This window comes from Paraburkholderia sp. J69-1 (assembly GCF_905220255.1).
Taxonomy (GTDB): Bacteria; Pseudomonadota; Gammaproteobacteria; order Burkholderiales; family Burkholderiaceae; genus Paraburkholderia.
Genome location: NZ_CAJMZG010000009.1, coordinates 155760 through 177807 on the forward strand (window position 1 = coordinate 155760; position 22048 = coordinate 177807).

A 22048-nucleotide genomic window follows, 5' to 3' on the forward strand; every position below is an offset into this window, starting at 1 on the left:
AAGTGACAAGGCGCCCGCCCACCCGGGGGCGCTGCGCGCCCCGAGGGGCATAACGCAAACCGAAGGTTTGCTGGTTTCACCGGCAAACCCAACCGTTGCGCGCGCAGCGAGCAACGGGATGAATGACGGCTTTGTCACTACCTTTGAAGGTGCGAGGTGACGGACGCCCCTATACCTTTCCCCTTTAAAGGCTGTTTGTGGACTGCGTCATTCTGGCGGTGTGAGCGGCTTTCTTTGCCTACTTTCTTTGCCGCCGCAAAGAAAGTAGGTGCCGCCCCGCACAGGGGCGACGCTAATAGACCGACACGAAAACAAGGAAATGCCAACCTCCAAAAAAACCAAAAAAATGCTGCACCGCACCACCCATAGTTTTTCCGCCAAAAACCATCGCCAACCCGCACCAACCCTCTAGTCGCCCCCCAACTGGCGACCCCATCCTAATCCCATGCCGCTTTTGTTCTATCACCCCCCACCCAGATTTTGATCTACTGCTCCCATCGCCGCGCAAGCGGCCCCACCGAACTCAGGGAAGTCAGATGAACGTCAGCGTCTTCGACCTGTTCAAGATCGGCATCGGTCCGTCGAGCTCGCACACGGTTGGTCCGATGATTGCCGCCTGCCGCTTCGCTTCGCATATCGAAGACGCCAATCTGCTCGGCTTCGTGCGCCGCGTCAAAGTGGAGCTATACGGTTCGCTCGGCGCGACCGGCAAGGGCCACGGCACCGATAAGGCCGTCCTGCTCGGCCTCGAAGGCCATCTGCCCCATAGCATCGACCCGGACAGCATCGAGCCGCGCCTCGCCGAGATCCGTCGCGACAAGTCGCTGATGCTGCTCGGCAAGCAGGAGATCCGCTTCGAGGAGCGCGAGTGCATCGGTTTCTTTCGCAAGACGCTCGGCGGCACCAATACGCTGCACTCGAACGGCATGCGCTTTCAGGCTTTCGATGAACAAGGCCAGTTGCTGGTGGAGAAGGAGTATTACTCGGTAGGCGGCGGTTTCGTCGTGAATCGCGAGGGCGATCGCGTCAATGGCGTGCGCGGCGTGCAGGAGGTGCCCTGGCCGTTCCGCACCGGCGACGATCTGCTGCGCGTTTGCCGCGAAAGCGGTCTTTCGATCGCGGAAGTCGTGTTCGCCAACGAATGCGTTTCGCGTTCGCCGGAAGCCGTGCGCGAAGGGCTTATGGCGATCTGGCAAACCATGGCCGCCTGTGTGGAGCGCGGCTGCCGCATGCGTGGCGAGCTGCCCGGCCCGATGCAGGTGCGCCGCCGCGCCGCCGATCTCTGCGCGAATCTGCGTGCACGTTCGGAAGAGTCGCTGCGCGATCCGCTTTCGATGCTCGACTGGGTCAATCTCTATGCGATGGCCGTCAACGAGGAAAACGCCGCAGGCGGCCGCGTGGTCACGGCGCCCACCAATGGCGCGGCCGGCGTGATTCCCGCCGTGCTCCATTACTACGTGAAATTCACGCCGGGCGCGAACGATAAGGGCATCGTCGATTTTCTGCTGACGGCAGCGGCCATCGGCATCATCTATAAGGAAACGGCCTCGATTTCAGGTGCCGAAGTGGGTTGCCAGGGCGAAGTGGGCGTGGCCTGTTCGATGGCGGCAGCGGCGCTCGCGGCGGTGATGGGCGGCACGCCCTCGCAGGTGGAAAACGCCGCTGAAATCGGCATGGAACACAACCTGGGCATGACCTGCGATCCCGTGGGCGGTCTCGTGCAGATTCCCTGCATCGAACGCAATGCAATGGGCGCGATCAAGGCGCTCAACGCCTCGCGCATGGCGCTCAAGGGCAATGGCGAGCACTACGTCACGCTCGATAACGTCATCAAGACCATGCGCGAAACCGGCGCCGATATGAAAACCAAATACAAGGAAACGTCTCGCGGCGGCCTGGCCGTGAACGTCATCGAATGCTAATGGAAATGCGCAACGAGGGAACCGTGAAATGAGCCGCTATTCGATATTCAGTCTCTTCCGCAACGGGTTGTCGTATCACGAGAACTGGGAGCGGCAATGGAAAAGTCCCGAGCCGAAAAAGGAATACGACGTGGTGATCGTCGGTGGCGGCGGGCACGGTCTGGCGACCGCTTATTACCTCGCGAAGGAACACGGTGTCAAGAACATCGCGATCCTCGAAAAAGGCTGGATCGGCGGCGGCAATACGGCGCGCAATACCACCATCGTGCGTTCCAATTATCTGTGGGACGAATCGGCGGGCCTTTATGAAAAGGCCATGAAGCTCTGGGAAGGTCTCGCGCAAGACCTCAATTACAACGTGATGTTCAGCCAGCGCGGCGTGTTGAATCTCGCGCACACGCTGCAGGATGTGCGCGATACGGAACGACGTGTGAATGCGAACCGACTCAATGGCGTCGATGCCGAATTTCTCACGCCCGCGCAGATCAAGGAAATCGAGCCCACCATCAATCTGAATAGCCGTTATCCCGTGCTGGGCGCGTCGATCCAGCGTCGCGCAGGCGTGGCGCGCCATGACGCCGTGGCCTGGGGCTTCGCGCGCGGCGCCGATCGTCTGGGTGTCGACATCATCCAGAATTGCCAGGTGACCGGTATTCGCCGCGACGGCGCGCGTGTCACGGGCGTGGATACGGTAAAGGGTTTTATCAAGGCGAAGAAGGTCGCCGTGGTGGCCGCAGGCAATACCACCACGCTCGCCGATATGGCCGGCGTGCGTCTGCCGCTCGAAAGCCATCCGCTGCAGGCGCTGGTGTCCGAGCCGATCAAGCCGGTCGTCAATACGGTCATTATGTCGAACGCCGTGCACGCCTATATCAGCCAGTCCGATAAGGGCGATCTGGTGATTGGCGCGGGCGTCGATCAATACACGGGTTTTGGTCAGCGCGGCAGTTTCAATGTGATCGAAGGCACGCTGCAGGCCATCGTCGAAATGTTCCCGGTGTTCTCGCGCGTGCGCATGAACCGGCAGTGGGGCGGCATTGTCGATGTCTCGCCGGATGCCTGCCCGATCATCAGCAAAACCGATGTGAAGGGTCTCTATTTCAATTGCGGTTGGGGCACGGGTGGTTTCAAGGCCACGCCAGGTTCGGGTTGGGTCTTCGCGCATACGATCGCCAACGACGAACCGCATCCGCTGAATGCACCGTTTTCGCTGGACCGTTTCTATACCGGCCATCTGATCGACGAACACGGCGCTGCTGCCGTTGCGCACTAATCATCCACGGGCTTGAAAGGAGTACACGCTATGTTGCTGATCGAATGTCCGTGGTGCGGTCCGCGTGCCGAAGCGGAATTTACCTGTGGTGGCGAGGCGGAAATCGCGCGCCCGCTGGAGACCGAAAAACTCACTGATAAAGAATGGGGCGATTACCTGTTCATGCGCCATAACCCGCGTGGCGTGCACAAGGAGCAATGGCTGCATGCGCAGGGTTGCCGCCGCTGGTTCATGGCCACGCGCGATACGGTCACTTACCAGATTCACGGCTACGAGAAGTTCCGCACGGGCGGCGCTGTCAACACGAACGAAAGCCAGAACACGAACCAGAGCAATACGGGCACGCAAGGGAGCAAGGCATGAGCCAGAAGAATCGTCTGGGCGCCGGCGGGCGCATCAATCGCGCGATTCCCTTGAGCTTTACGTTCAACGGACGCACGTATCAGGGCTATCAGGGCGACACGCTGGCATCGGCATTGCTCGCCAACGACGTGCATTTTGTCGCGCGCAGTTTTAAATATCACCGTCCGCGCGGCATCGTTACGGCCGATGTGGCCGAACCGAATGCAGTCGTGCAACTGGAAAGCGGCGCATATACGGTGCCGAATGCGCGCGCCACGGAAATCGAGTTGTATCAGGGCCTCGTTGCCAACAGCGTGAATGCCGTGCCGAATCTGGAAAACGACCGCATGGCCGTGAACCAGAAGTTCTCGCGTTTCATGCCGGCCGGTTTCTATTACAAGACCTTCATGTGGCCGCGTAAATTCTGGCCGAAATATGAAGAGAAGATTCGCGAGGCCGCGGGTCTGGGCAAGGCGCCCGAAGTGCTCGACGCGGATCGCTACGACAAGTGCTTCGCGCATTGCGATGTGCTCGTGGTCGGTGGCGGTCCGGTGGGTTTGCTGGCCGCGTTGACGGCGGGGCGCAGCGGCGCGCGCGTGATTCTCGTCGACGATCAGCGCGAACTGGGCGGCAGTCTGCTCGCAGGCAAGATCGAAATCGACGGTCGTCCCGCCATTCACTGGATCGAAAAAATCGAGGCCGAACTGGCGGCATTGCCCGATGTGCAGATTCTGTCGCGCAGCACGGCCTTTGGTTATCAGGACCACAATCTCGTCACGATTACGCAGCGTTTGACCGAGCATCTGCCCGTGTCCACGCGTCAGGGCACGCGCGAGTTGCTGTGGAAGGTGCGTGCGAAGCGCGTGATTCTGGCGACCGGCGCGCACGAGCGTCCGATCGTATTCGGCAATAACGATCTGCCGGGCGTGATGCTGGCATCGGCGGTATCGACGTATATCCATCGCTATGGCGTGCTGCCCGGCCGCAATGTGGTGGTGTTCGCGAACAACGATGCGGGCTATCGCTGTGCGCTCGATCTCAAGGCATGCGGCGCAGCGGTCACCGTGGTCGATCCGCGTGGCCAGGGCGCGAGCGAATGGCAATCCGCCGCGCGCCGCCAGGGCGTGAAGATCATGAATAACGCGGCAATCATGAGTGCGCGTGGCAAGACGCGCGTGAACGCCGTTGAAGTGGTCGCCTGGAATAAAGGCCAGACCGGCGCGAAGCAGGCCGATCTTCCCTGCGATCTGGTGGCGATGTCGGGCGGCTTTAATCCGGTGCTGCATCTGTTCGCGCAATCGGGCGGCAAGGCGGCCTGGAGCGACGCGAAGGCGTGCTTTATTCCCGGCAAGCGCGTGCAGCCCGAAGTGAGCGCGGGCGCGGCAGTGGGCGAATTCAGTCTCGCACGCGGTCTCACGCAGGCCATCGATGCGGGCGTGGACGCTACGCAATCGCTGGGCTTCGCCGTGAAGCGCCCAGAGATGCCGAAGGTCGCCGATCACGCCGAAGCGCCGATGCAACCGCTCTGGCTCGTAGGCAGCCACGCGGCCGCGGCACGCGGGCCGAAGCAATTCGTCGATTTCCAGAACGACGTGGCGGCCGCCGATATTCTGCTGGCGGCGCGCGAAGGTTTCGAATCGATCGAGCACGTCAAGCGTTATACGGCGATGGGCTTCGGCACCGATCAGGGCAAGCTCGGCAATATCAACGGCATGGCCATTCTTGCCAATGCGCTCGGCAAGACGATTCCGGAAACCGGCACCACGACGTTCCGCCCGAACTACACGCCGGTGACCTTCGGCACTTTCGCGGGCCGCGAACTGGGCGATCTGCTCGACCCGATCCGCAAGACCTGCGTGCACGAATGGCACGTGGAAAACGGCGCATTGTTCGAAGACGTGGGCAACTGGAAGCGTCCCTGGTACTTCCCGAAGAAGGGCGAAGATCTGCATGCAGCGGTGGCGCGCGAATGCCTCGCGGTGCGCAATAGCGTGGGGATTCTCGATGCCTCGACGCTCGGCAAGATCGATATTCAGGGCCCGGATGCTGCGAAGCTGCTCAACTGGGTCTATACGAATCCGTGGCTCAAGCTCGAAGTGGGCAAGTGCCGCTATGGCCTGATGCTCGATGAAAACGGCATGGTGTTCGACGACGGCGTGACCGTGCGCCTCGGGCCGCAGCACTACATGATGACGACCACGACGGGCGGCGCGGCGCGCGTGCTCACGTGGCTCGAACGCTGGCTGCAAACCGAATGGCCCGATATGAAGGTGCGTCTGTCTTCCGTGACCGACCATTGGGCGACCTTCGCCGTGGTCGGCCCGAAGAGCCGCAAGGTGCTGGAAAAAGTCTGCGCCGATATCGATTTCGCCAACGCGGCGTTCCCGTTCATGTCGTATCGCAACGGCACGGTGGCGGGCGCGAAGGCGCGCGTCATGCGCATCAGCTTCTCGGGCGAACTCGCTTATGAAGTGAACGTGCCGGCCAACGCGGGCCGCGCGGTCTGGGAAGCATTGATGGCCGCTGGTGCGGAATTCGACATCACGCCGTACGGCACGGAAACGATGCACGTGCTGCGTGCGGAGAAGGGCTACATCATCGTCGGTCAGGACACCGATGGATCGGTGACGCCGTTCGATCTGGGCATGGGCGGGCTGGTTTCGCAGACCAAGGACTTTCTCGGCAAGCGTTCGCTGTCGCGCTCCGATACGGCGAAGGAAGGCCGCAAGCAGTTCGTTGGCCTGCTCACCGAAGACGCGCAATACGTATTGCCCGAAGGCGGCCAGATCGTTGCGCCGGAATCGCGCGCCGGCACGGACGGCACGATGCCGATGATCGGCCACGTGACGTCCAGCTATTACAGCCCGATTCTCAAGCGCTCGATTGCGCTGGCGGTGGTGAAGGGTGGTCTCGGCAAGATGGGCGAAAAGGTTGTGGTGCCGATGGCGGATGGCCGTCGCGTGAGCGCGACCATCGCCAGCCCGATTTTCTATGACACGGAAGGGGTGCGTCAGCATGTTGAATGAAACGAGAGAACCGATGCCCCTCGCGGAATGCGTCGCGGCAGTGTGGCTGGAATCGCCGTTCGTCGGCGCGGATGATGTCATGAAGCAACACGCAGCACGCCCGTCCAAGGCCTTCGCCATGCGCGAGCTGCCGTTCCGCGATCTGGTCAATGTGCGCGGCGAACCCGGCGATGCTGCGTTCACCCGTGCCTTTGCAGAGGTCGTGGGTTGCCGCCTGCCGTTGCAGCCGAATACGCGCTCCGCAGGCGCCGATTACGACGTGCTCTGGCTCGGCCCCGACGAATGGCTCGTGCGCTCGACCGCTGCCGTGGAAGCCGGCGTGCTCGAAGCGAAACTGGCCGAAGCGTTGAATGCGGACAGCGGCGCGTGGGCGGCGGCGGTGGACGTCGGCAGCGGCTTTACGACCGTGGAATTGACCGGCACGCGTGTGCGCGACGTGCTCGCGCGCGGTTGTCCGCTCGATCTGCATCCGGGCGTGTTCAAGGAAGGCCAGTGCGCGCAGAGCTTCTTTTTCAAGGCGTCGATCGTGCTGATTCCCATCGGCGCGGATCGTTATGAAGTGGTCGTGCGGCGCAGTTTCGCCGATTACTTCTGCCGTATTCTGCTCGACGCCGCTGCGCCGCTGATGTCATGAAGATCGTCGATGAAGGCATCGTGCAGGCGCTTTCGCCTCACACGCTGGCGGCCGGGAGGGGCCGCGGCTGGAGCGTGTTTGTCGAAGCGCTGAGCGTGCCGGTGCGCGTGGGCATCCACGCGTACGAGCATGAAGCGCCGCAGCCGGTCGTGATCGATGCGCAACTGGGCTACGGCTGCGCGCCGGATGAGTCCGGCGAATGGATCGATTACGACGGCTGGTGCACGCGCGTGAGCGAATGGCTCGCACAGAAACCGCATACGCGGCTGCTCGAAACCCTGGTGGCCGACCTTGCGGCGCTGTCGTTTCGCGAATGGCCCGCGTTGCAGACGCTCACGCTCGCCGTTCACAAACCGAAGATTCGCCCCGGCACGCGGCGCGTGGGTGTTGCGCTCGAATGGACGCGGGCCGATTTTCTTGCATGGAGCGCTGCGATGTAAGCCGTAGCGCTGTGTCAACCGAGGCAAAAAGCCCATCACACAGGAGACAGCAACGATGAGTAGCAATCGAGGCGTGGTGTATCTCGGACCGGGCAAAGTCGAAGTCCAGAATATCGACTACCCGAAGATGGTCGATCCGTCCGGACGTTCGATCGGTCATGGCGTGGTGCTCAAAGTGGTCAGCACCAATATCTGCGGTTCGGACCAGCATATGGTGCGCGGGCGCACGACGGCGCCGGTTGGTCTCGTGCTTGGGCACGAGATTACCGGCGAAGTGGTCGAAGTGGGCCGCGACGTGGAAACGCTCAAGATCGGCGATCTGGTTTCCGTGCCCTTTAACGTGGCGTGCGGACGTTGCGCGATGTGCCGCGAGCAACATACGGGCGTGTGCCTGAACGTGAATCCTTCGCGTGCGGGCGGTGCGTATGGTTATGTGGATATGGGCGGCTGGATTGGCGGCCAGGCGCAATATGTTCTGGTGCCTTACGCCGATTTCAATCTGCTTAAATTCCCGGATCGCGATCAGGCGATGGCGAAGATTCGCGATCTCACCTGTCTATCGGATATTTTGCCCACGGGTTATCACGGCGCGGTAACGGCAGGCGTGAAGCCGGGTTCGACGGTGTATATCGCGGGCGCGGGGCCGGTCGGGATGGCGGCGGCTGCTTCGGCACGTTTGTTGGGCGCGGCTTGCACGATCGTCGGCGATATCAATGCGGAACGTCTCGCGCATGCCAAGGCGATGGGTTTCGAAGTCGTCGATCTTTCGAAAGACGCCACGCTCGGCGAGCAGATCGAGCAGATTCTCGGCAAGCCGGAGATCGATTGCGCGGTCGATTGCGTGGGTTTCGAAGCGCACGGTCATGGCGCGTCGGGTCATGCCGAAGAAGCGCCCGCCACGGTGCTCAATTCGCTGATGGAAATCACGCGGCCTGCGGGCATGATCGGCATTCCTGGCTTGTACGTGACCGATGATCCGGGTGCAACCGATGTGGCGGCCCGTCACGGCAGTCTGAGCATTCGCTTTGGCCTGGGCTGGGCGAAATCGCATACGTTCCATACCGGGCAGACGCCGGTGCTCAAGTACAACCGCAACCTCATGCAGGCGATTCTGTTCGACCGTCTGCCGATTGCGAAGATCGTCAATGTATCGGTGATTTCGCTGGAAGAAGCGCCCGAGGGCTACAAGAAGTTCGATGGCGGCGCGCCGCGCAAGTTTGTTATCGATCCGCACGGGATGCTGGCGGCGTAATTAAAACTTGCCGCGTTAAATAAAAAAGGCAGCCCTTGAATGGGCTGCCTTTTGGCGTTTGATTCTTTTAAGCTGATTTTTTCAGGCGTGTACGGGAATTGCCGGTAAATGCCGCAATGGTGCGTCTACGCCCGCCATCGGCGCAACGCGTTTGCGGCGCTCGCCAGTAGGCGCGATACCAAACGCGTCGCGATAACTCTTGCTGAAATGGCACGCCGACTGGAAACCGCAGGCCATGGTGATCTGCATGATCGACATATCGGTCTGCAACAGCAGCTCTCGCGCGCGGCGCAGACGCAGCGTGAGGTAATAGTGCGTGGGCGTCATGCCCAGGTGCTCGTGAAAAAGCCGTTGCAACTGGCGTTGCGACATATTCGCGAGCCGCGCCAGTTCTTCGCGCGAAAGCGGCTCTTCGATATTGCTCTCCATGAGCGAAATGACTTCGAACAGCGATTTATTCGCCGAACCCAGCCGTGCAACCAGCGGCATGCGTTGCTGCGCGCTGGTGTCGCGAATATGCTCGACCACGAATTGCTCGGCGATCTGCGTGACGCGCGAGGTGCCCACGCGCGGCGTGATGAGGTGCAGCATCATATCGAGCGGTGCAACCCCGCCCGTGCAGGTCACGCGATCGCGGTCGATTACGAACAGTTCCTTGAGAAAGCGCGTAGAAGGAAACTCTTCCTTTAGCGCCGACATGTTTTCCCAATGGATCGCGCAGGCATAGCCTGCCAGCAGACCCGATTTGGCGAGCGCATAGGTGCCCGTACACAGGCTGCCGAGCGCCACGCCCATGCGCGCGAAACGGCGCAGCGTATTCAGATGCGCGGCCGAGGTGACGTGCTGCACGTCGATGCCGCCGCAGACAAACACAATATCGGGCTGTCCGGCGCATTCGGCCGGGCCCGTATCGAAGCCAATACCGCTACTGGACGTGACCGTGCCGCCTTCGGGGCTGATGATGGACCAGCGATAAAGCGGCTGCCCGCTCAGGTAATTAGCCATGCGAAGGACTTCGATCGCGTTAGTAAAGGCGATCATCGTGAAGTTCGGCAACGGCATGAACGCGAAATGCGCTAGCGACGCGGTGCGCTCGGGAGACATGGGGAACCATTCCTTTTATTCGATGGCGACGCTCGGGGCGCGACCAGGCTACGGCATTCTGGAGTCGGGCACCATCGGTCTGCCATGCGGCAAAACCCTGATGCGCCAACCTCCTTACAACGAGCTTCGGTCTTTTCCCCTGAGGAAACGGTCGTGCTATCCGGCGCGCATGAAGCGCATCAACCAGACAGCCGGTAAAGCACGCTGAACATCAACGGAACGCATCGGGGAATGGCCGTTTCGAGTGTACGAGAAATTTATTCGGATCAGAAAGAATTTGCAGCGGTGTGACGGAGACCCGCCGATTCACCACGACTTGTGAAAAACGGACGTTGATGGCGGAAAAGGAAAAGAACGCGTCTGAAATCGGATATCGATCAAAAAGCCGAGAGACAAGAATAGAGCCGTCGGAAGCCACGGTTGTGTAGCAAAGCAGCGCCGGGCCGCCCACCCCCATTTATCGTCATGGATGCCCTATGTCGAACTCGCAAGCTTTCTTTTCGCAACCGCTCGCCCAGCGCGATTCCGCGGTGCGCAACAGCCTCCTGAAAGAACTCGAACGCCAGCAGTCGCAGGTGGAAATGATCGCCTCGGAAAACATCGTGTCGCGCGCGGTGCTGGAAGCGCAGGGCTCGGTGCTCACCAATAAATATGCCGAAGGTTATCCGGGCAAGCGTTATTACGGCGGCTGCGAATTCGCCGACGAAATCGAAACGCTCGCGATCGACCGTTTGAAGCAGCTTTTTGGTGCAGGCTTCGCCAACGTGCAGCCCCATTCCGGCGCACAGGCCAATGGCGCGGTCATGCTGGCGCTGGCCAAACCGGGCGATACGGTACTCGGCATGTCGCTGGACGCGGGCGGTCACCTCACGCACGGCGCGAAGCCGGCGCTCTCGGGCAAATGGTTCAACGCGGTGCAATACGGCGTGAATCGCGACACCCTGCGTATCGATTACGAGCAGGTCGCCGAACTGGCCGGGCAGCACAAGCCCAGTCTGATCATCGCCGGTTTTTCTGCCTATCCGCGTGAACTGGACTTCGCACGTTTTCGTGCGATTGCCGATAGCGTGGGCGCGAAGCTGATGGTGGACATGGCGCATATTGCCGGCATCATCGCGGCGGGCCGTCATGCGAACCCGGTCGAGCACGCGCATGTGGTGACGTCGACCACGCACAAGACCTTGCGCGGCCCGCGCGGCGGCGTGGTGCTGACCAACGACGAAGACATCGCAAAGAAGATCAACTCCGCCGTGTTTCCCGGCCTGCAGGGCGGCCCGCTCATGCACGTGATCGCCGGCAAGGCGGTGGCTTTCGGCGAAGCGCTCGACCCGAGTTTCAAAACCTATATCGACAACGTGCTGGCTAATGCGGCCGCGCTGGGCGAGGTGCTGAAGGCCGGTGGCGTCGATCTGGTCACGGGCGGCACGGATAACCATCTGCTGCTGGTCGATCTGCGTCCCAAGGGTCTGAAGGGCACCCAGGTCGAGCAGGCGCTCGAGCGCGCCGGCATTACCTGCAACAAGAACGGTATTCCTTTCGACACGGAAAAGCCTACGGTGACGTCGGGCATTCGCCTGGGTACGCCGGCGGGCACGACGCGCGGTTTCGGCGTGGCGGAATTCCGCCAGATCGGCGCGCTGATTCTGGACGTCTTCGACGCGCTGCGGGCGCATCCCGAAGGCGACCCGGCCGTCGAACAACGCGTGCGCCGCGAGATTTTCGCGCTCTGCGAACGCTTTCCCATCTATTGAGACCCCACGGAGCATAACCACGATGAGCACCCTGCACGACAACAGCATCATCATCGACGGCCTGAATATTTCGAAGTTCGAGCGCTCCGTGTTCGAGGACATGCGCAAGGGCGGCGTCACCGCCGTCAATTGCACGGTGTCGGTCTGGGAAGATTTCCAGAAGACGGTCGATAACATCGCCGAGATGAAGCAGCAGATCCGCGAATACAGCGAGATCCTCACGCTCGTGCGCACGACCGACGACATTCTGCGTGCGAAAAAAGAAAACAAGACCGGCATTATTTTCGGCTTCCAGAATTCGTATGCCTTCGAGGACAACCTTGGTTATATCGAGGTGTTCAAGGAACTGGGCGTGAATGTGGTGCAGCTTTGCTACAACACGCAGAACCTGGTGGGCACGGGTTGTTATGAGGCGGACGGCGGTCTTTCCGGTTATGGCCGCGAAGTGATTCAGGAAATGAACCGCGTGGGCATCATGGTCGATCTCTCGCACGTGGGCGGCAAGACTTCGTCGGATGCGATTGCGGCGTCGAAAAAGCCGGTCACATATTCGCATTGCTGCCCCTCGGGTCTCAAGGAGCATCCGCGCAACAAGAGCGACGAACAACTGAAGGAAATCGCGGACGCCAATGGTTTCGTGGGCGTGACGATGTTCGCGCCGTTCCTCAAGCGCGGCGCAGACGCCACCGTCGAGGATTATCTGGAAGCAATCGAATATGTGGTCGATCTGATTGGCGAGGACCGCGTGGGGATCGGCACGGACTTTACGCAAGGTTATACGACCGAATTCTTCGACTGGATCACGCACGACAAGGGCCGTTATCGCCGTCTGACGAATTTCGGCAAGGTGGTGAATCCGGAAGGCATTCGCACCATCGGCGAATTTCCGAATCTGACTGCGGCGATGGAGCGGGCAGGCTGGAGCGAATCGCGTATCAGGAAGGTGATGGGCGAAAACTGGCTGCGCGTGTTCGGCGAAGTCTGGAACGTCTGAAGCACCGCGCTTTTCAAGCCTTTAAAAACCCCACGATCAGGAAAACACGATGCAACCGCAACTGCCCATCGACGTGAACCCGGAAACCGGCGTCTGGACCACCGACGCGCTGCCGATGCTCTACGTGCCGCGTCACTTCTTTACCAATAACCACACTGCCGTGGAAGAAGCGCTGGGCCGCGATGCCTATGCGGAGATTCTTTACAAGGCCGGTTATAAATCGGCGTATCACTGGTGCGCGAAGGAAGCCGAAATACACGGCATCGAAGGCATGGCGGTTTTCGAGCACTATCTGAATCGTCTTTCGCAGCGTGGCTGGGGTCTCTTCAAGATTGTCGAAGCCGATCCGGCCAGCGCCCGCGCGCGCATCGAACTGCGTAATTCGTCCTTCGTGCTGGCGCAACCGGACAAGCACGGCACGGACGAAAAGCTTTGCTATATGTTCGCCGGCTGGTTTGCGGGCGCGATGGACTGGGTCAACGACACGGTGTCGGGCGGCAAGAGCGCACCGCGCGCGCAGTCGCGCGAAGTGCGTTGCGCCGCCGAAGGCCACGCGCATTGCGTGTTCGAAGTGTCGCCGCTCACGGCCTGAGACGCCTGCGCAGAACCTGAGAAGAACACGGCATGCGAATCGATAAGCATGCCAAATTAAAAAAGCCTGGCCGCAGCAACAAATTCGCAACAATAAGCTCGCAATACAACTGAACACCTGAGGTCGTCCGCGATGCGTTATCCCAATCTGTTCAAGCCCCTGACGCTCAACCAGCTCACGCTGCGCAACCGCATCGTCAGCACCGCCCATGCCGAGGTCTACGCGGAGCCGGGCGGCCTGCCAGGCGACCGCTATATCCGCTATTACGAGGAGAAGGCCAAGGGCGGCGTGGGTCTCGCCATCTGCGGCGGCTCCAGCCCGGTGTCGATCGACAGCCCGCAAGGCTGGTGGAAGTCGGTGAATCTTTCGACCGACCGTATTGTCGATCCGCTTTCGCGGCTGGCCGAAGCCATGCATCGCCATGGCGCGAAGATCATGATTCAGGCCACGCATATGGGCCGCCGTTCGGCGTTTCATGGCGAACACTGGCCGCATCTGATGTCGCCTTCGGGCATTCGCGAACCGGTGCACCGCGGCAATGCCAAGATTATCGAGGTCGAGGAAATCCGCCGCATTATCGGCGACTTCGCGACGGCCGCGAAACGCGTGCAGGACGCGGGCATGGACGGCATCGAGATTTCGGCGGCGCACCAGCATTTGATCGACCAGTTCTGGAGCCCACGCACCAACTTCCGCACCGACGAATGGGGCGGCTCGCTCGAAAACCGTCTGCGTTTTGGCGTCGAAGTGCTGCAGGCCGTGCGCGAAGCCGTGGGCAAGGACTTCTGCGTGGGCCTGCGCATGTGCGGCGACGAATTCCACGAAGACGGTCTCGATCACGAACAGTTGAAAGAGATTGCCCAGGCGATGTCCGAAACCGGTCTGATCGATTATCTCGGCGTGATTGGTTCGGGGGCGGATACGCACAACACGCTCGCCAACTGCATGCCGCCGATGGCGTTGCCGCCCGAGCCTTTCGTGCATCTCGCAGCCGGTATCAAGTCGGTGGTGAAACTGCCGGTGATGCACGCGCAAAGCATTCGCGATGCGGGCCAAGCCGAGCGTCTGCTGGCAAGCGGCATGGTCGATCTGGTGGGCATGACGCGCGCGCAGATTGCCGACCCGCATATGGTCATCAAGATCCGCGACGGCCGCGAAGACGAAATCAAGCAGTGCGTGGGCGCGAATTACTGTATCGACCGCCAGTACAACGGCCACGACGTGCTGTGCGTGCAGAACGCGGCGACTTCGCGCGAAGCCACCATGCCGCATGTGATTGCGCGCACGCGTGGTCCGAAGCGCAAGGTCGTGGTGGTGGGCGCGGGCCCCGCCGGGCTGGAAGCGGCGCGCGTGGCGCGGCTGCGTGGCCACGATGTCGTGCTGTTCGAAAAGGGCGATGCGGTAGGCGGGCAGATCCTGCTGGCCGCGAAGGCGCCGCAGCGCGAGCAGATGGCCGGCATCGTGCGCTGGTTCGATATGGAAACGAAACGCCTGGGCGTGGATCGCCGTCTGGGTGTGGCCGCCGATGAAGCGATGATCTTCGCTGAGCAACCCGATATCGTTGTGCTCGCAACCGGAGGGTCGAGTTTCACGCAACAGGTGCCGGCATGGGGCGTGGAAGATGGCCTCGCCGTGAGTTCGTGGGACATTCTTTCGGGTCGCGTGGAGCCGAAGCAGAACGTGCTGATCTACGACGGCGTGAGCACGCATGCAGGCGCGGGTGTCGCCGATTTCATCTCGAGCCGCGGCTCGAATGCGGAGATCGTCACGCCCGACGTGAAAGTGGCCGACGACGTGGGCGGCACGACCTTCCCGATTTTCTATCGCCGCCTTTACGCGCAGGGCGTGATTCACACGCCGAACTACTGGCTCGACCGCGTGTACGAGGAAGACGGCAAGAAAATCGCCGTGCTGCGTAACGAGTACACGGAGGAGCAGGAAGAGCGCGCCGTCGATCAGGTGGTGATCGAGAACGGCAGCACGCCCAACGACGCGCTGTACTGGAAGCTCAAGCCGGAATCGCTCAATCGCGGTCAGGTGGATGTGCACAAGCTCTTTGCGGCCGAACCGCAGCCGTGCCTGTCCGAAGAACTCGGCAATGGCCGCTTCCTGCTGTTCCGTGTGGGCGACTGCATTTCCATGCACAACATTCACGGCGCGATCTACGATGCGCTGCGTCTCGTCAAGGACTTCTGAGCCATGAAGCCTGCCTACCTCATCACCGCGTTGCTGTGGCTTTCGATGGCGGGCCTTGCGTTCGCTGTCGCGAAGCGCGCCGCTTACTGGCGTCTCGGGCGTGCAGTGGCGCCCAGCGCTTACGGGAAATTCGGTGTCGGCAATCTGTTCAGTATCCCGAAGCGTTATTTCGTCGATCTGCATCATGTGGTGGCACGTGACCCGTATATCGCGAAGACGCACGTGGCCACCGCGGGCGGCGCGATTGGCGCGCTCGTGCTGGTGTTCGTCAACTACGGTCTCGCGATCTATTCGCCCTGGCTCGACAAGCTGATTCTGCTGGCCGCGCTGGCGATGCTGGTGGGCGCGGTGTTCGTGTGGCGTCGCCGTCATGCGAAGCAGGTGCCCGCACGTCTGTCGCGCGGGCCGTGGAATACGCTGCCGTGGATGCTGGGCGCGTTCGCGCTGGGCATTGCCCTGTACACGGCGGTGCCTGCGGGCGCGATGTCGGGCGCGTTTGCGCTGATCTGCGCGCTGCTGATCGTGATCGGCGCTTACACCATGACCTTCGGCGCGGCGCAGGGCGGGCCGATGAAGCACGCGGTCGCCGGTTTGCTGCATCTGGCGTTTCATCCGCGCCAGGAGCGTTTTTCTGCGAATCGCACCGACTGGACCGGCGAAGGCCGCGCCACGCCGCCCACGGCGCTCAAGCTGCCCGACATCGAGCAGCAGGAATACGGCGTCGCCAGGCCGGTGGAATTCCGCTGGAACCAGTTGCTAAGCTTCGACGCCTGCGTGCAGTGCGGCAAGTGCGAAGCCGCGTGCCCGGCCTTCGCGGCGGGCCAGCCGCTCAATCCCAAGAAGCTGATTCAGGATCTGGTCACGGGCATGGCGGGCGGCACGGATTCCGCCTACGCGGGCAGCCCGACGCCGGGCATTCCCGTCGGCCGTCACAGCGGTCAGCCCGATGGCCCGATCGTCGCCGGTCTGATCGAGGCGCAGACGCTGTGGTCCTGCACCACCTGCCGCGCCTGCGTGCAGGAGTGCCCGATGCTGATCGAGCACGTGGACGCTATCGTCGATATGCGCCGCAACCAGACGCTCGTGCACGGCAGCGTGCCCGGCAAGGGCCCGGAAGTGCTCGCCAATCTGCGCGAGACCGGCACGATGGGCGGGCACGACATGGCCGCGCGTTACGACTGGTCCGTCGATCTGGATGCGCCCGTCGCGCAGCCCGGCAAGCCGGTCGATATCCTGCTGGTGGCCGGTGAAGGCGCCTTCGACATGCGTTATCAGCGCACGCTGCGCGCGCTCGTCAAGGTGCTCAACAAGGCGGGCGTCGATTACGCCGTGCTGGGCGCGACCGAAAGCGATACGGGCGACGTGGCCCGCCGTCTGGGCGACGAAGCGACCTTCCGCCAGATGGCGCAGCAGATGATGGGCACGCTCGGCACGCTGCAATTCGGCCGCATCGTCACCGCCGATCCGCACGTCATGCACAGCCTGCGCAACGAATATCGCGCACTTGGCGCGCGCTACGACGTGCTGCATCACACCACGCTGCTCGCCGAGCTTGCCGATAAAGGCCGGATCGCGCCGAAAGCGCTCGAAGCGCTGCGCGAGAAGCGCACGACGTATCACGATCCCTGCTATCTGGGCCGCTACAACGGCGAAACCGAAGCGCCGCGCAAGCTGCTCAAGAGCATCGGTATTCGCGTGGTGGAGATGGAGCGCAACGGCATGCGCGGACGCTGCTGCGGCGGCGGAGGCGGCGCGCCGCTGACCGATATCCCCGGCAAGCAGCGCATTCCCGATATCCGTATCGCCGACGCGCGCGCCGTGGGCGCAGACGTCGTAGCGGTCGGCTGTCCCAATTGCACGGCGATGCTCGAAGGCGTCGTGGGCCCGCGCCCCGAAGTCCTCGACGTGGCCGAACTCGTCGCCGCCGCGCTGGAGTGAGCCGATGAACGCCATCAAACGAATCGATCCGCGCCGGCCTTTCATCATTACCGTCGATGGGCTGCGGCGCATCACCCTGGGCGAAGCCGGTAGCGCCGACCTGAACGCCTTGCAACGCGCCTCGCACGGCCACGGCGCAACGGCGGCGAAGCCGCGCCGCGAAGTGCGCGAGCGCAAGCACGTGCTGCTGGTGGTTGCGCATAGCGAACGCGGCGCGCTAGACGATCACGCTTGTCAGACGATTGCCGCCGCGGCCTTGCTCGCCGATGCGCAAACCGAAGTCGCGCTGCTCGCTTTCGGCGAAGTGAAGGACGATGTGGCTGCGCTCGGCGTGGACAAGCTGATCGAATTGCCGGGTTTCGAGCGCCGGGCCTTTGCGCCCGAAAGCGAATTGCGCGCGCTGCAGGCTTGCGCGGCGGCGCTGGCGCCCAGACACGTGCTGCTGCCCGACAACGCAACCGGCGATGGCGATCTGGGCCGTCGCTATGCGGCGGCGGCCGGCGCCAGCGTGGCCACGCATGTGGTGGAAATCGACGCGCAGCATGTGGGCGTTTATGAGCAGGCCAAACGCGCTTTCGCCACGCGCGCATTGCCCGAGGTGATGTTGCACGCGCCCAATGCGGTGGAAGCGAAGCTGCCGTTCGTGGGCGCTGGCGAGCGGCTGGCGGGCGATTTCATTCGTCCGGCCAGTGCGATTGCGCAGGCATATCGCGATCTCGGTCTGGAGGAGATCGACGCGGCGCAGGTCGCGCTGGAAGAGGCCGATTTCATCGTCTCGGCGGGTAACGGCGTGAGCGATGTGGCGGCGTTCGAGAAACTCGCGGGGGTATTCGGCGCGGCGATCGGCGCGAGCCGCGTCGCGGTCGATAACGGCCATTTCGCGCGCGACAAGCAGGTGGGTGCGACCGGCAAGACCGTGGAAGCGAGCGTCTATATCGCCTTCGGCATTTCCGGCGCCGTGCAGCATTTGCAGGGTATCAAGGACTGCCGCCACGTGATTGCCGTGAATACGGACGCCAGCGCGCCCATCGCCAAACGCGCGAATCTCACCGTGGTGGGCGATGCGCAGGCGACCATCGCCGCCTTGATCGCGCAGGTGCAGTCCGCCCGCGCGGCGCGTGCACGCGGCGAAGTCGAGACCGAAGAACGCAAGCCCGCAGGAGTGGCCGCATGAACGCCAAGGTAAAACTGCAACGTATCGCCGTGCTGGTTTCGACGGGGCGTCATCCCGTGAGCGGCACGCCGCGCTATAGCCGCAACGACGCGGCCGCGCTCGAACTCGGCCGCAAGCTTGCGCAGCGCCACGGCGCGCAACTCGATGTGATCCACGCGGGGGACCCGGCCGATCCGGCCTTGCCCGACTATCTCGCGCTGGGCGCGCCGCAGGTGGACGTGCTGCCGTGCACGCCGGAAGACGACGCCGCCCAGGCGCTCGCCGCGCGCGTGCGCGATCACAATCTCGTGCTGACCGGCACGCGTGCGGAAGGCGCGTACGACAGCGGCATGCTGCCGTACCGCGTGGCGGCGCTGCTGGGCCGCGCGCTGGTGGGCGCGGCGGTCGATCTCGAAGTCGAGGACGGCAATGCGCGCGTGCGCCAGTTCCTGCCCAAAGGTCTGCGCCGCCGCGTGGAGGCCGCGCTGCCAGCCGTGGTGGCCGTGCATCCGCTCGCCGAGGTGCAGCCCGCTTACGCCTACGCGCGTCTGCGCGCCGGTTCGGTGCAGCGTGCCAGCGCGGGCGCACGCGTTCCCAACGCCGATGCCGCCGCCTGGCAATCCGGCCCCGTCACGCGCAAGCCGGTGAAATTCGCCGCTGCCGAACGCCGCTCGGGCCACGCCCGCATGCTGGGCGCGACCACCACGGAAAGCCGTGGCGGGAACGTCGTAAATGCGGGGAGTTCGGTCGAAAAAGCACAAGTGATCCTTGCGTATTTGCGCGAGCATCAACTCATCGATTACTGATTTCAGCGGGCGCCAGCCGCCCGGCCGAAGCAGATCAAGAAGCAGATCCAAAGCAAGACAGACACGCACCCAGGACGAAGAATCCGGAGCACACGATGAACGTATCGGCAGAAGTATCGGCAAATGCAGTGGCGCAGGCGCGCGCGCTGGTGGAGCGGCGCAAGGCGGGTTACAGCCTCGAAGCCCCTTTTTATCTGAGCGAGGAGATTTTCGCGCTCGATATGCAGGCGATTTTCAGGGAACACTGGATTCAGGTGGCCGTCGAGCCGGAGCTTCCCGAGCCGGGCGACTATGTGACGGTGGAGCTCGGTAAAGACTCGATCCTGATCGTGCGCGACGACGACATGCAGGTGCGCGCGTTTCACAACGTCTGCCGCCATCGCGGCGCGCGTCTGTGCAACGAGGAAAAGGGCACGGTGGGCAATATCGTCTGTCCGTACCATAGCTGGACCTATAACCTGAATGGCGATCTGATGTTCGCCGAACACATGGGCGAGCAGTTCGACCGCTGCAAACACAGCCTCAAAAGCGTCCATGTCCAAAACCTGGCAGGCCTGATCTTTGTCTGTCTCGCCGACGAACCGCCCGCCGATTTCGATCTCATGCGCGCCGCCATGGAGCCGTATCTGCTGCCGCACGATCTGGCCGGTTGCAAGGTGGCGGCGCAGGTCGACATCATCGAAAAGGGCAACTGGAAGCTGGTGATGGAGAACAATCGCGAGTGCTATCACTGCGTTGCGAACCATCCCGAACTGACGATTTCGCTCTACGAATACGGCTTCGGCTATCAACGTTCGCCCGCCAACGCGGAAGGCATGGACGCTTTCGAGCGCACCTGCGAAGAGCGCGCGCAGCAGTGGGAAAAACTCGACCTGCCTTCGGTCGAAATCGAAAAACTGCTGGACGTGACCGGCTTTCGCACGCAGCGCCTGCCGCTCGACCGTAGCGGCGAATCGCAGACGCTCGACGCCAAGGTGGCCTCGAAGAAACTGCTTGGCGAATTCCGCAACGCCGATCTGGGCGGCCTCTCGTTCTGGACGCAGCCGAATTCCTGGCATCACTTCATGAGCGACCATATTGTGTCGTTCTCGGTGATTCCGCTTTCGGCTGGCGAAACGCTGGTGCGCACGCGCTGGCTCGTGCATCAGGACGCGCGCGAAGGGATCGATTACGACGTGGCGAATCTCACGGCGGTCTGGAACGCAACCAATAACCAGGACCGCACGCTGGTGGAATATTCGCAAAGCGGCGCGGCCAGCAGCGCGTACGAGCCGGGTCCGTATTCGCCCTTTACGGAAGGGCTTGTCGAAAAATTCTCGGCCTGGTATGTGGGCCGTCTTGCCGCGGCGCTCGAGCGCAAGCGGACCATTCCCCTGCGCGTGGAAAGCGGAGTCTGACATGATGCGAGATGCGGCCCAATTCGATCCCGCGGATAGCCGCGTGACGCGCCCGGCGTTCTGGGGTGCGTTGCCGGAGAAGTGGACGAGCGATGTCGAGGAAACGCTGGAGTGCTGTCATGTGCGGCAGGAAACGCATGACGTAAAGAGTTTTTTCCTGCGCTCGCCGCAAGGCCGCACGTTCTCGTTCGAGCCCGGCCAGTTCGTGACGCTCGAACTGGATATCGACGGCGAAGCGGTGAATCGCTGCTATACGGTTTCATCGTCGCCCGCGCGGCCGCATACGATTTCGATTACCGTCAAACGCGTGCCCGGCGGCAAGGTCTCGAACTGGCTGCACGGTAACCTCATGCCCGGCGCGTCGATACGCGTCCTCGGCCCGGCGGGCGAATTCACCTGCGCGCGCCACGCCGCGCCCAAATATCTGTTTCTGTCGGCGGGATCGGGCATTACGCCCTTGATGTCGATGAGTCGCGCGTATCACGATCTGGCCGAAGATCGCGACATCGTATTCGTGCACAGCGCCCGCACGCCCGACGATGTGATCTTCGCGCGCGAACTCGAATTGATCGCCGCGAGCCATACGAGTTTCCGTACTTCTTTCGTGTGCGAGCGCGTGGGCGCGCGCACGCATTGGGCGGGCGTCACGGGCTTTCTCACGCTGCCCTTGCTCAAGCTGATCGCGCCGGATTTCATGGAGCGCGAAATCTTCACCTGCGGTCCCGCGCCTTATATGAAGGCCGTACGCGATCTGCTCGCCGAAGCGGGCTTCGCACGCGAGCGCTATCACGAAGAGAGTTTTTCGTTCGAGACGCTGGCGGACAACGATGTGCCGTTGAGTGCGCCAGAGGAAAAGAGCAATGCAGCCAATGAAACCTCCACCTTCAAGGTGACGTTCGCCAAGAGCCAGCGCGAGATCAGTTGCGGTTCGCATCAGCCGGTGCTGGCGGCGGCGCGCGAAGCGGGCGTGCGTCTGCCCGCGTCGTGCACTCAGGGTATGTGCGGCACCTGCAAGGTCAAGCTCGTCTCCGGTGAGGTGGAGATGAAGCACAACGGCGGGATTCGCCAGCGGGAAATCGATCAGGGCATGGTGCTGCTGTGCTGCAGCACGCCGCGCTCGGACCTCGTCGTCGATAAATAAATCGGCTTATGCGCACCACGTCGCGGCTGGACAAGATCGCGTCGGAAAACAACGGTATCGACCATTTGTGACGGGTGAATCTGGAGG

The 22048-nt window shown here is 62.4% G+C and carries 19 protein-coding genes; 17 read left to right on the top strand and 2 right to left on the bottom strand.

The window, feature by feature from the left end:
• Positions 1-536 precede the first annotated feature (536 nt).
• From U5A67_RS18070 to fdhA, 7 genes are read left to right on the top strand one after another with little or no spacing between them, the layout of a single operon-like run.
• Positions 537-1922 carry an L-serine ammonia-lyase gene (locus U5A67_RS18070; RefSeq protein ID WP_205980737.1) on the top strand — a complete coding sequence of 462 codons (1386 nt, stop codon included), beginning with the start codon at positions 537-539 and terminating at the stop codon, positions 1920-1922.
• A 28-nt stretch (positions 1923-1950) separates the two neighbouring features.
• On the top strand, positions 1951-3195 hold the full coding sequence (locus U5A67_RS18075) for a sarcosine oxidase subunit beta family protein (RefSeq protein WP_321815550.1): 1245 nt from the start codon (positions 1951-1953) through the stop codon (positions 3193-3195).
• 30 nt (positions 3196-3225) lie between these two features.
• On the top strand, positions 3226-3558 hold the full coding sequence (locus tag U5A67_RS18080) for a sarcosine oxidase subunit delta (RefSeq protein WP_205980739.1): 333 nt from the start codon (positions 3226-3228) through the stop codon (positions 3556-3558).
• Positions 3555-6563, top strand: a complete 3009-nt coding sequence (locus U5A67_RS18085; protein ID WP_321815551.1) for a sarcosine oxidase subunit alpha family protein — start codon at positions 3555-3557, stop codon at positions 6561-6563. The genes U5A67_RS18080 and U5A67_RS18085 overlap by 4 nt, the downstream gene beginning before the upstream one ends.
• Complete coding sequence (locus U5A67_RS18090; protein ID WP_321815552.1) at positions 6553-7197, top strand: sarcosine oxidase subunit gamma; 645 nt, start codon at positions 6553-6555, stop codon at positions 7195-7197. The genes U5A67_RS18085 and U5A67_RS18090 overlap by 11 nt, the downstream gene beginning before the upstream one ends.
• Complete coding sequence (locus U5A67_RS18095) at positions 7194-7637, top strand: dihydroneopterin aldolase (RefSeq protein WP_321815553.1); 444 nt, start codon at positions 7194-7196, stop codon at positions 7635-7637. The genes U5A67_RS18090 and U5A67_RS18095 overlap by 4 nt, the downstream gene beginning before the upstream one ends.
• A 55-nt stretch (positions 7638-7692) precedes the next feature.
• Positions 7693-8889 (top strand): formaldehyde dehydrogenase, glutathione-independent, encoded by a 1197-nt coding sequence (gene fdhA / locus U5A67_RS18100; RefSeq protein ID WP_205980744.1) that lies wholly within the window; start codon positions 7693-7695, stop codon positions 8887-8889.
• An 81-nt stretch (positions 8890-8970) separates the two neighbouring features.
• Here the strand turns inward: fdhA and U5A67_RS18105 are convergent, their stop codons facing one another.
• Complete coding sequence (locus U5A67_RS18105; RefSeq protein WP_321815554.1) at positions 8971-9993, bottom strand: GlxA family transcriptional regulator; 1023 nt, start codon at positions 9991-9993, stop codon at positions 8971-8973.
• Between U5A67_RS18105 and U5A67_RS18110 the strand changes: the two genes are divergently transcribed.
• Positions 9932-10201 (top strand): hypothetical protein, encoded by a 270-nt coding sequence (locus U5A67_RS18110; RefSeq protein WP_321815728.1) that lies wholly within the window; start codon positions 9932-9934, stop codon positions 10199-10201. The genes U5A67_RS18105 and U5A67_RS18110 overlap by 62 nt on opposite strands.
• A gap of 3 nt (positions 10202-10204) precedes the next feature.
• Here U5A67_RS18110 and U5A67_RS18115 read toward each other — a convergent pair whose 3' ends face one another.
• Positions 10205-10450 carry a hypothetical protein gene (locus U5A67_RS18115; RefSeq protein ID WP_321959731.1) on the bottom strand — a complete coding sequence of 82 codons (246 nt, stop codon included), beginning with the start codon at positions 10448-10450 and terminating at the stop codon, positions 10205-10207.
• Positions 10451-10469: 19 nt separating this feature from the next.
• On the opposite strand from U5A67_RS18115, the gene U5A67_RS18120 reads away from it, so the two are divergent.
• The 9 genes from U5A67_RS18120 to U5A67_RS18160 all read left to right on the top strand — a co-directional run bounded on the left by U5A67_RS18120 (position 10470) and on the right by U5A67_RS18160 (position 21961).
• Positions 10470-11744, top strand: a complete 1275-nt coding sequence (locus tag U5A67_RS18120) for a serine hydroxymethyltransferase (RefSeq protein ID WP_321815555.1) — start codon at positions 10470-10472, stop codon at positions 11742-11744.
• A 22-nt stretch (positions 11745-11766) separates the two neighbouring features.
• Positions 11767-12738 (top strand): dipeptidase, encoded by a 972-nt coding sequence (locus tag U5A67_RS18125; protein WP_321815556.1) that lies wholly within the window; start codon positions 11767-11769, stop codon positions 12736-12738.
• 49 nt (positions 12739-12787) lie between these two features.
• Complete coding sequence (locus tag U5A67_RS18130; protein ID WP_321815557.1) at positions 12788-13330, top strand: DUF5943 domain-containing protein; 543 nt, start codon at positions 12788-12790, stop codon at positions 13328-13330.
• A 132-nt stretch (positions 13331-13462) separates the two neighbouring features.
• Positions 13463-15526: an NADH:flavin oxidoreductase gene (locus tag U5A67_RS18135; protein ID WP_321815558.1), complete on the top strand. Its 2064-nt coding sequence runs from the start codon at positions 13463-13465 to the stop codon at positions 15524-15526.
• 3 nt (positions 15527-15529) lie between these two features.
• Positions 15530-17464, top strand: a complete 1935-nt coding sequence (locus U5A67_RS18140; protein WP_321815559.1) for a (Fe-S)-binding protein — start codon at positions 15530-15532, stop codon at positions 17462-17464.
• Positions 17465-17468: 4 nt separating this feature from the next.
• On the top strand, positions 17469-18638 hold the full coding sequence (locus U5A67_RS18145; protein WP_321815560.1) for an electron transfer flavoprotein subunit alpha/FixB family protein: 1170 nt from the start codon (positions 17469-17471) through the stop codon (positions 18636-18638).
• Complete coding sequence (locus U5A67_RS18150; RefSeq protein ID WP_321815561.1) at positions 18635-19423, top strand: electron transfer flavoprotein subunit beta/FixA family protein; 789 nt, start codon at positions 18635-18637, stop codon at positions 19421-19423. The genes U5A67_RS18145 and U5A67_RS18150 overlap by 4 nt, the downstream gene beginning before the upstream one ends.
• Before the next feature lie 95 nt (positions 19424-19518).
• A complete protein-coding gene (locus tag U5A67_RS18155) occupies positions 19519-20820 on the top strand; it encodes an aromatic ring-hydroxylating dioxygenase subunit alpha (protein WP_321815562.1) in 1302 nt (433 codons plus the stop codon).
• A gap of 1 nt (position 20821) precedes the next feature.
• Positions 20822-21961, top strand: a complete 1140-nt coding sequence (locus tag U5A67_RS18160; protein ID WP_321815563.1) for a hybrid-cluster NAD(P)-dependent oxidoreductase — start codon at positions 20822-20824, stop codon at positions 21959-21961.
• Positions 21962-22048: the final 87 nt, after the last annotated feature.

Coding starts and splice junctions, on each gene's coding strand:
- U5A67_RS18070 (WP_205980737.1), top strand. CDS start 537: ATGAACGTCAGCGTCTTCGACCTGTTCAAGATCGGCATCGGTCCGTCG.
- U5A67_RS18075 (WP_321815550.1), top strand. CDS start 1,951: ATGAGCCGCTATTCGATATTCAGTCTCTTCCGCAACGGGTTGTCGTAT.
- U5A67_RS18080 (WP_205980739.1), top strand. CDS start 3,226: ATGTTGCTGATCGAATGTCCGTGGTGCGGTCCGCGTGCCGAAGCGGAA.
- U5A67_RS18085 (WP_321815551.1), top strand. CDS start 3,555: ATGAGCCAGAAGAATCGTCTGGGCGCCGGCGGGCGCATCAATCGCGCG.
- U5A67_RS18090 (WP_321815552.1), top strand. CDS start 6,553: ATGTTGAATGAAACGAGAGAACCGATGCCCCTCGCGGAATGCGTCGCG.
- U5A67_RS18095 (WP_321815553.1), top strand. CDS start 7,194: ATGAAGATCGTCGATGAAGGCATCGTGCAGGCGCTTTCGCCTCACACG.
- fdhA (WP_205980744.1), top strand. CDS start 7,693: ATGAGTAGCAATCGAGGCGTGGTGTATCTCGGACCGGGCAAAGTCGAA.
- U5A67_RS18105 (WP_321815554.1), bottom strand. CDS start 9,993: ATGTCTCCCGAGCGCACCGCGTCGCTAGCGCATTTCGCGTTCATGCCG.
- U5A67_RS18115 (WP_321959731.1), bottom strand. CDS start 10,450: ATGGGGGTGGGCGGCCCGGCGCTGCTTTGCTACACAACCGTGGCTTCC.
- U5A67_RS18120 (WP_321815555.1), top strand. CDS start 10,470: ATGTCGAACTCGCAAGCTTTCTTTTCGCAACCGCTCGCCCAGCGCGAT.
- U5A67_RS18125 (WP_321815556.1), top strand. CDS start 11,767: ATGAGCACCCTGCACGACAACAGCATCATCATCGACGGCCTGAATATT.
- U5A67_RS18130 (WP_321815557.1), top strand. CDS start 12,788: ATGCAACCGCAACTGCCCATCGACGTGAACCCGGAAACCGGCGTCTGG.
- U5A67_RS18135 (WP_321815558.1), top strand. CDS start 13,463: ATGCGTTATCCCAATCTGTTCAAGCCCCTGACGCTCAACCAGCTCACG.
- U5A67_RS18140 (WP_321815559.1), top strand. CDS start 15,530: ATGAAGCCTGCCTACCTCATCACCGCGTTGCTGTGGCTTTCGATGGCG.
- U5A67_RS18145 (WP_321815560.1), top strand. CDS start 17,469: ATGAACGCCATCAAACGAATCGATCCGCGCCGGCCTTTCATCATTACC.
- U5A67_RS18150 (WP_321815561.1), top strand. CDS start 18,635: ATGAACGCCAAGGTAAAACTGCAACGTATCGCCGTGCTGGTTTCGACG.
- U5A67_RS18155 (WP_321815562.1), top strand. CDS start 19,519: ATGAACGTATCGGCAGAAGTATCGGCAAATGCAGTGGCGCAGGCGCGC.
- U5A67_RS18160 (WP_321815563.1), top strand. CDS start 20,822: ATGATGCGAGATGCGGCCCAATTCGATCCCGCGGATAGCCGCGTGACG.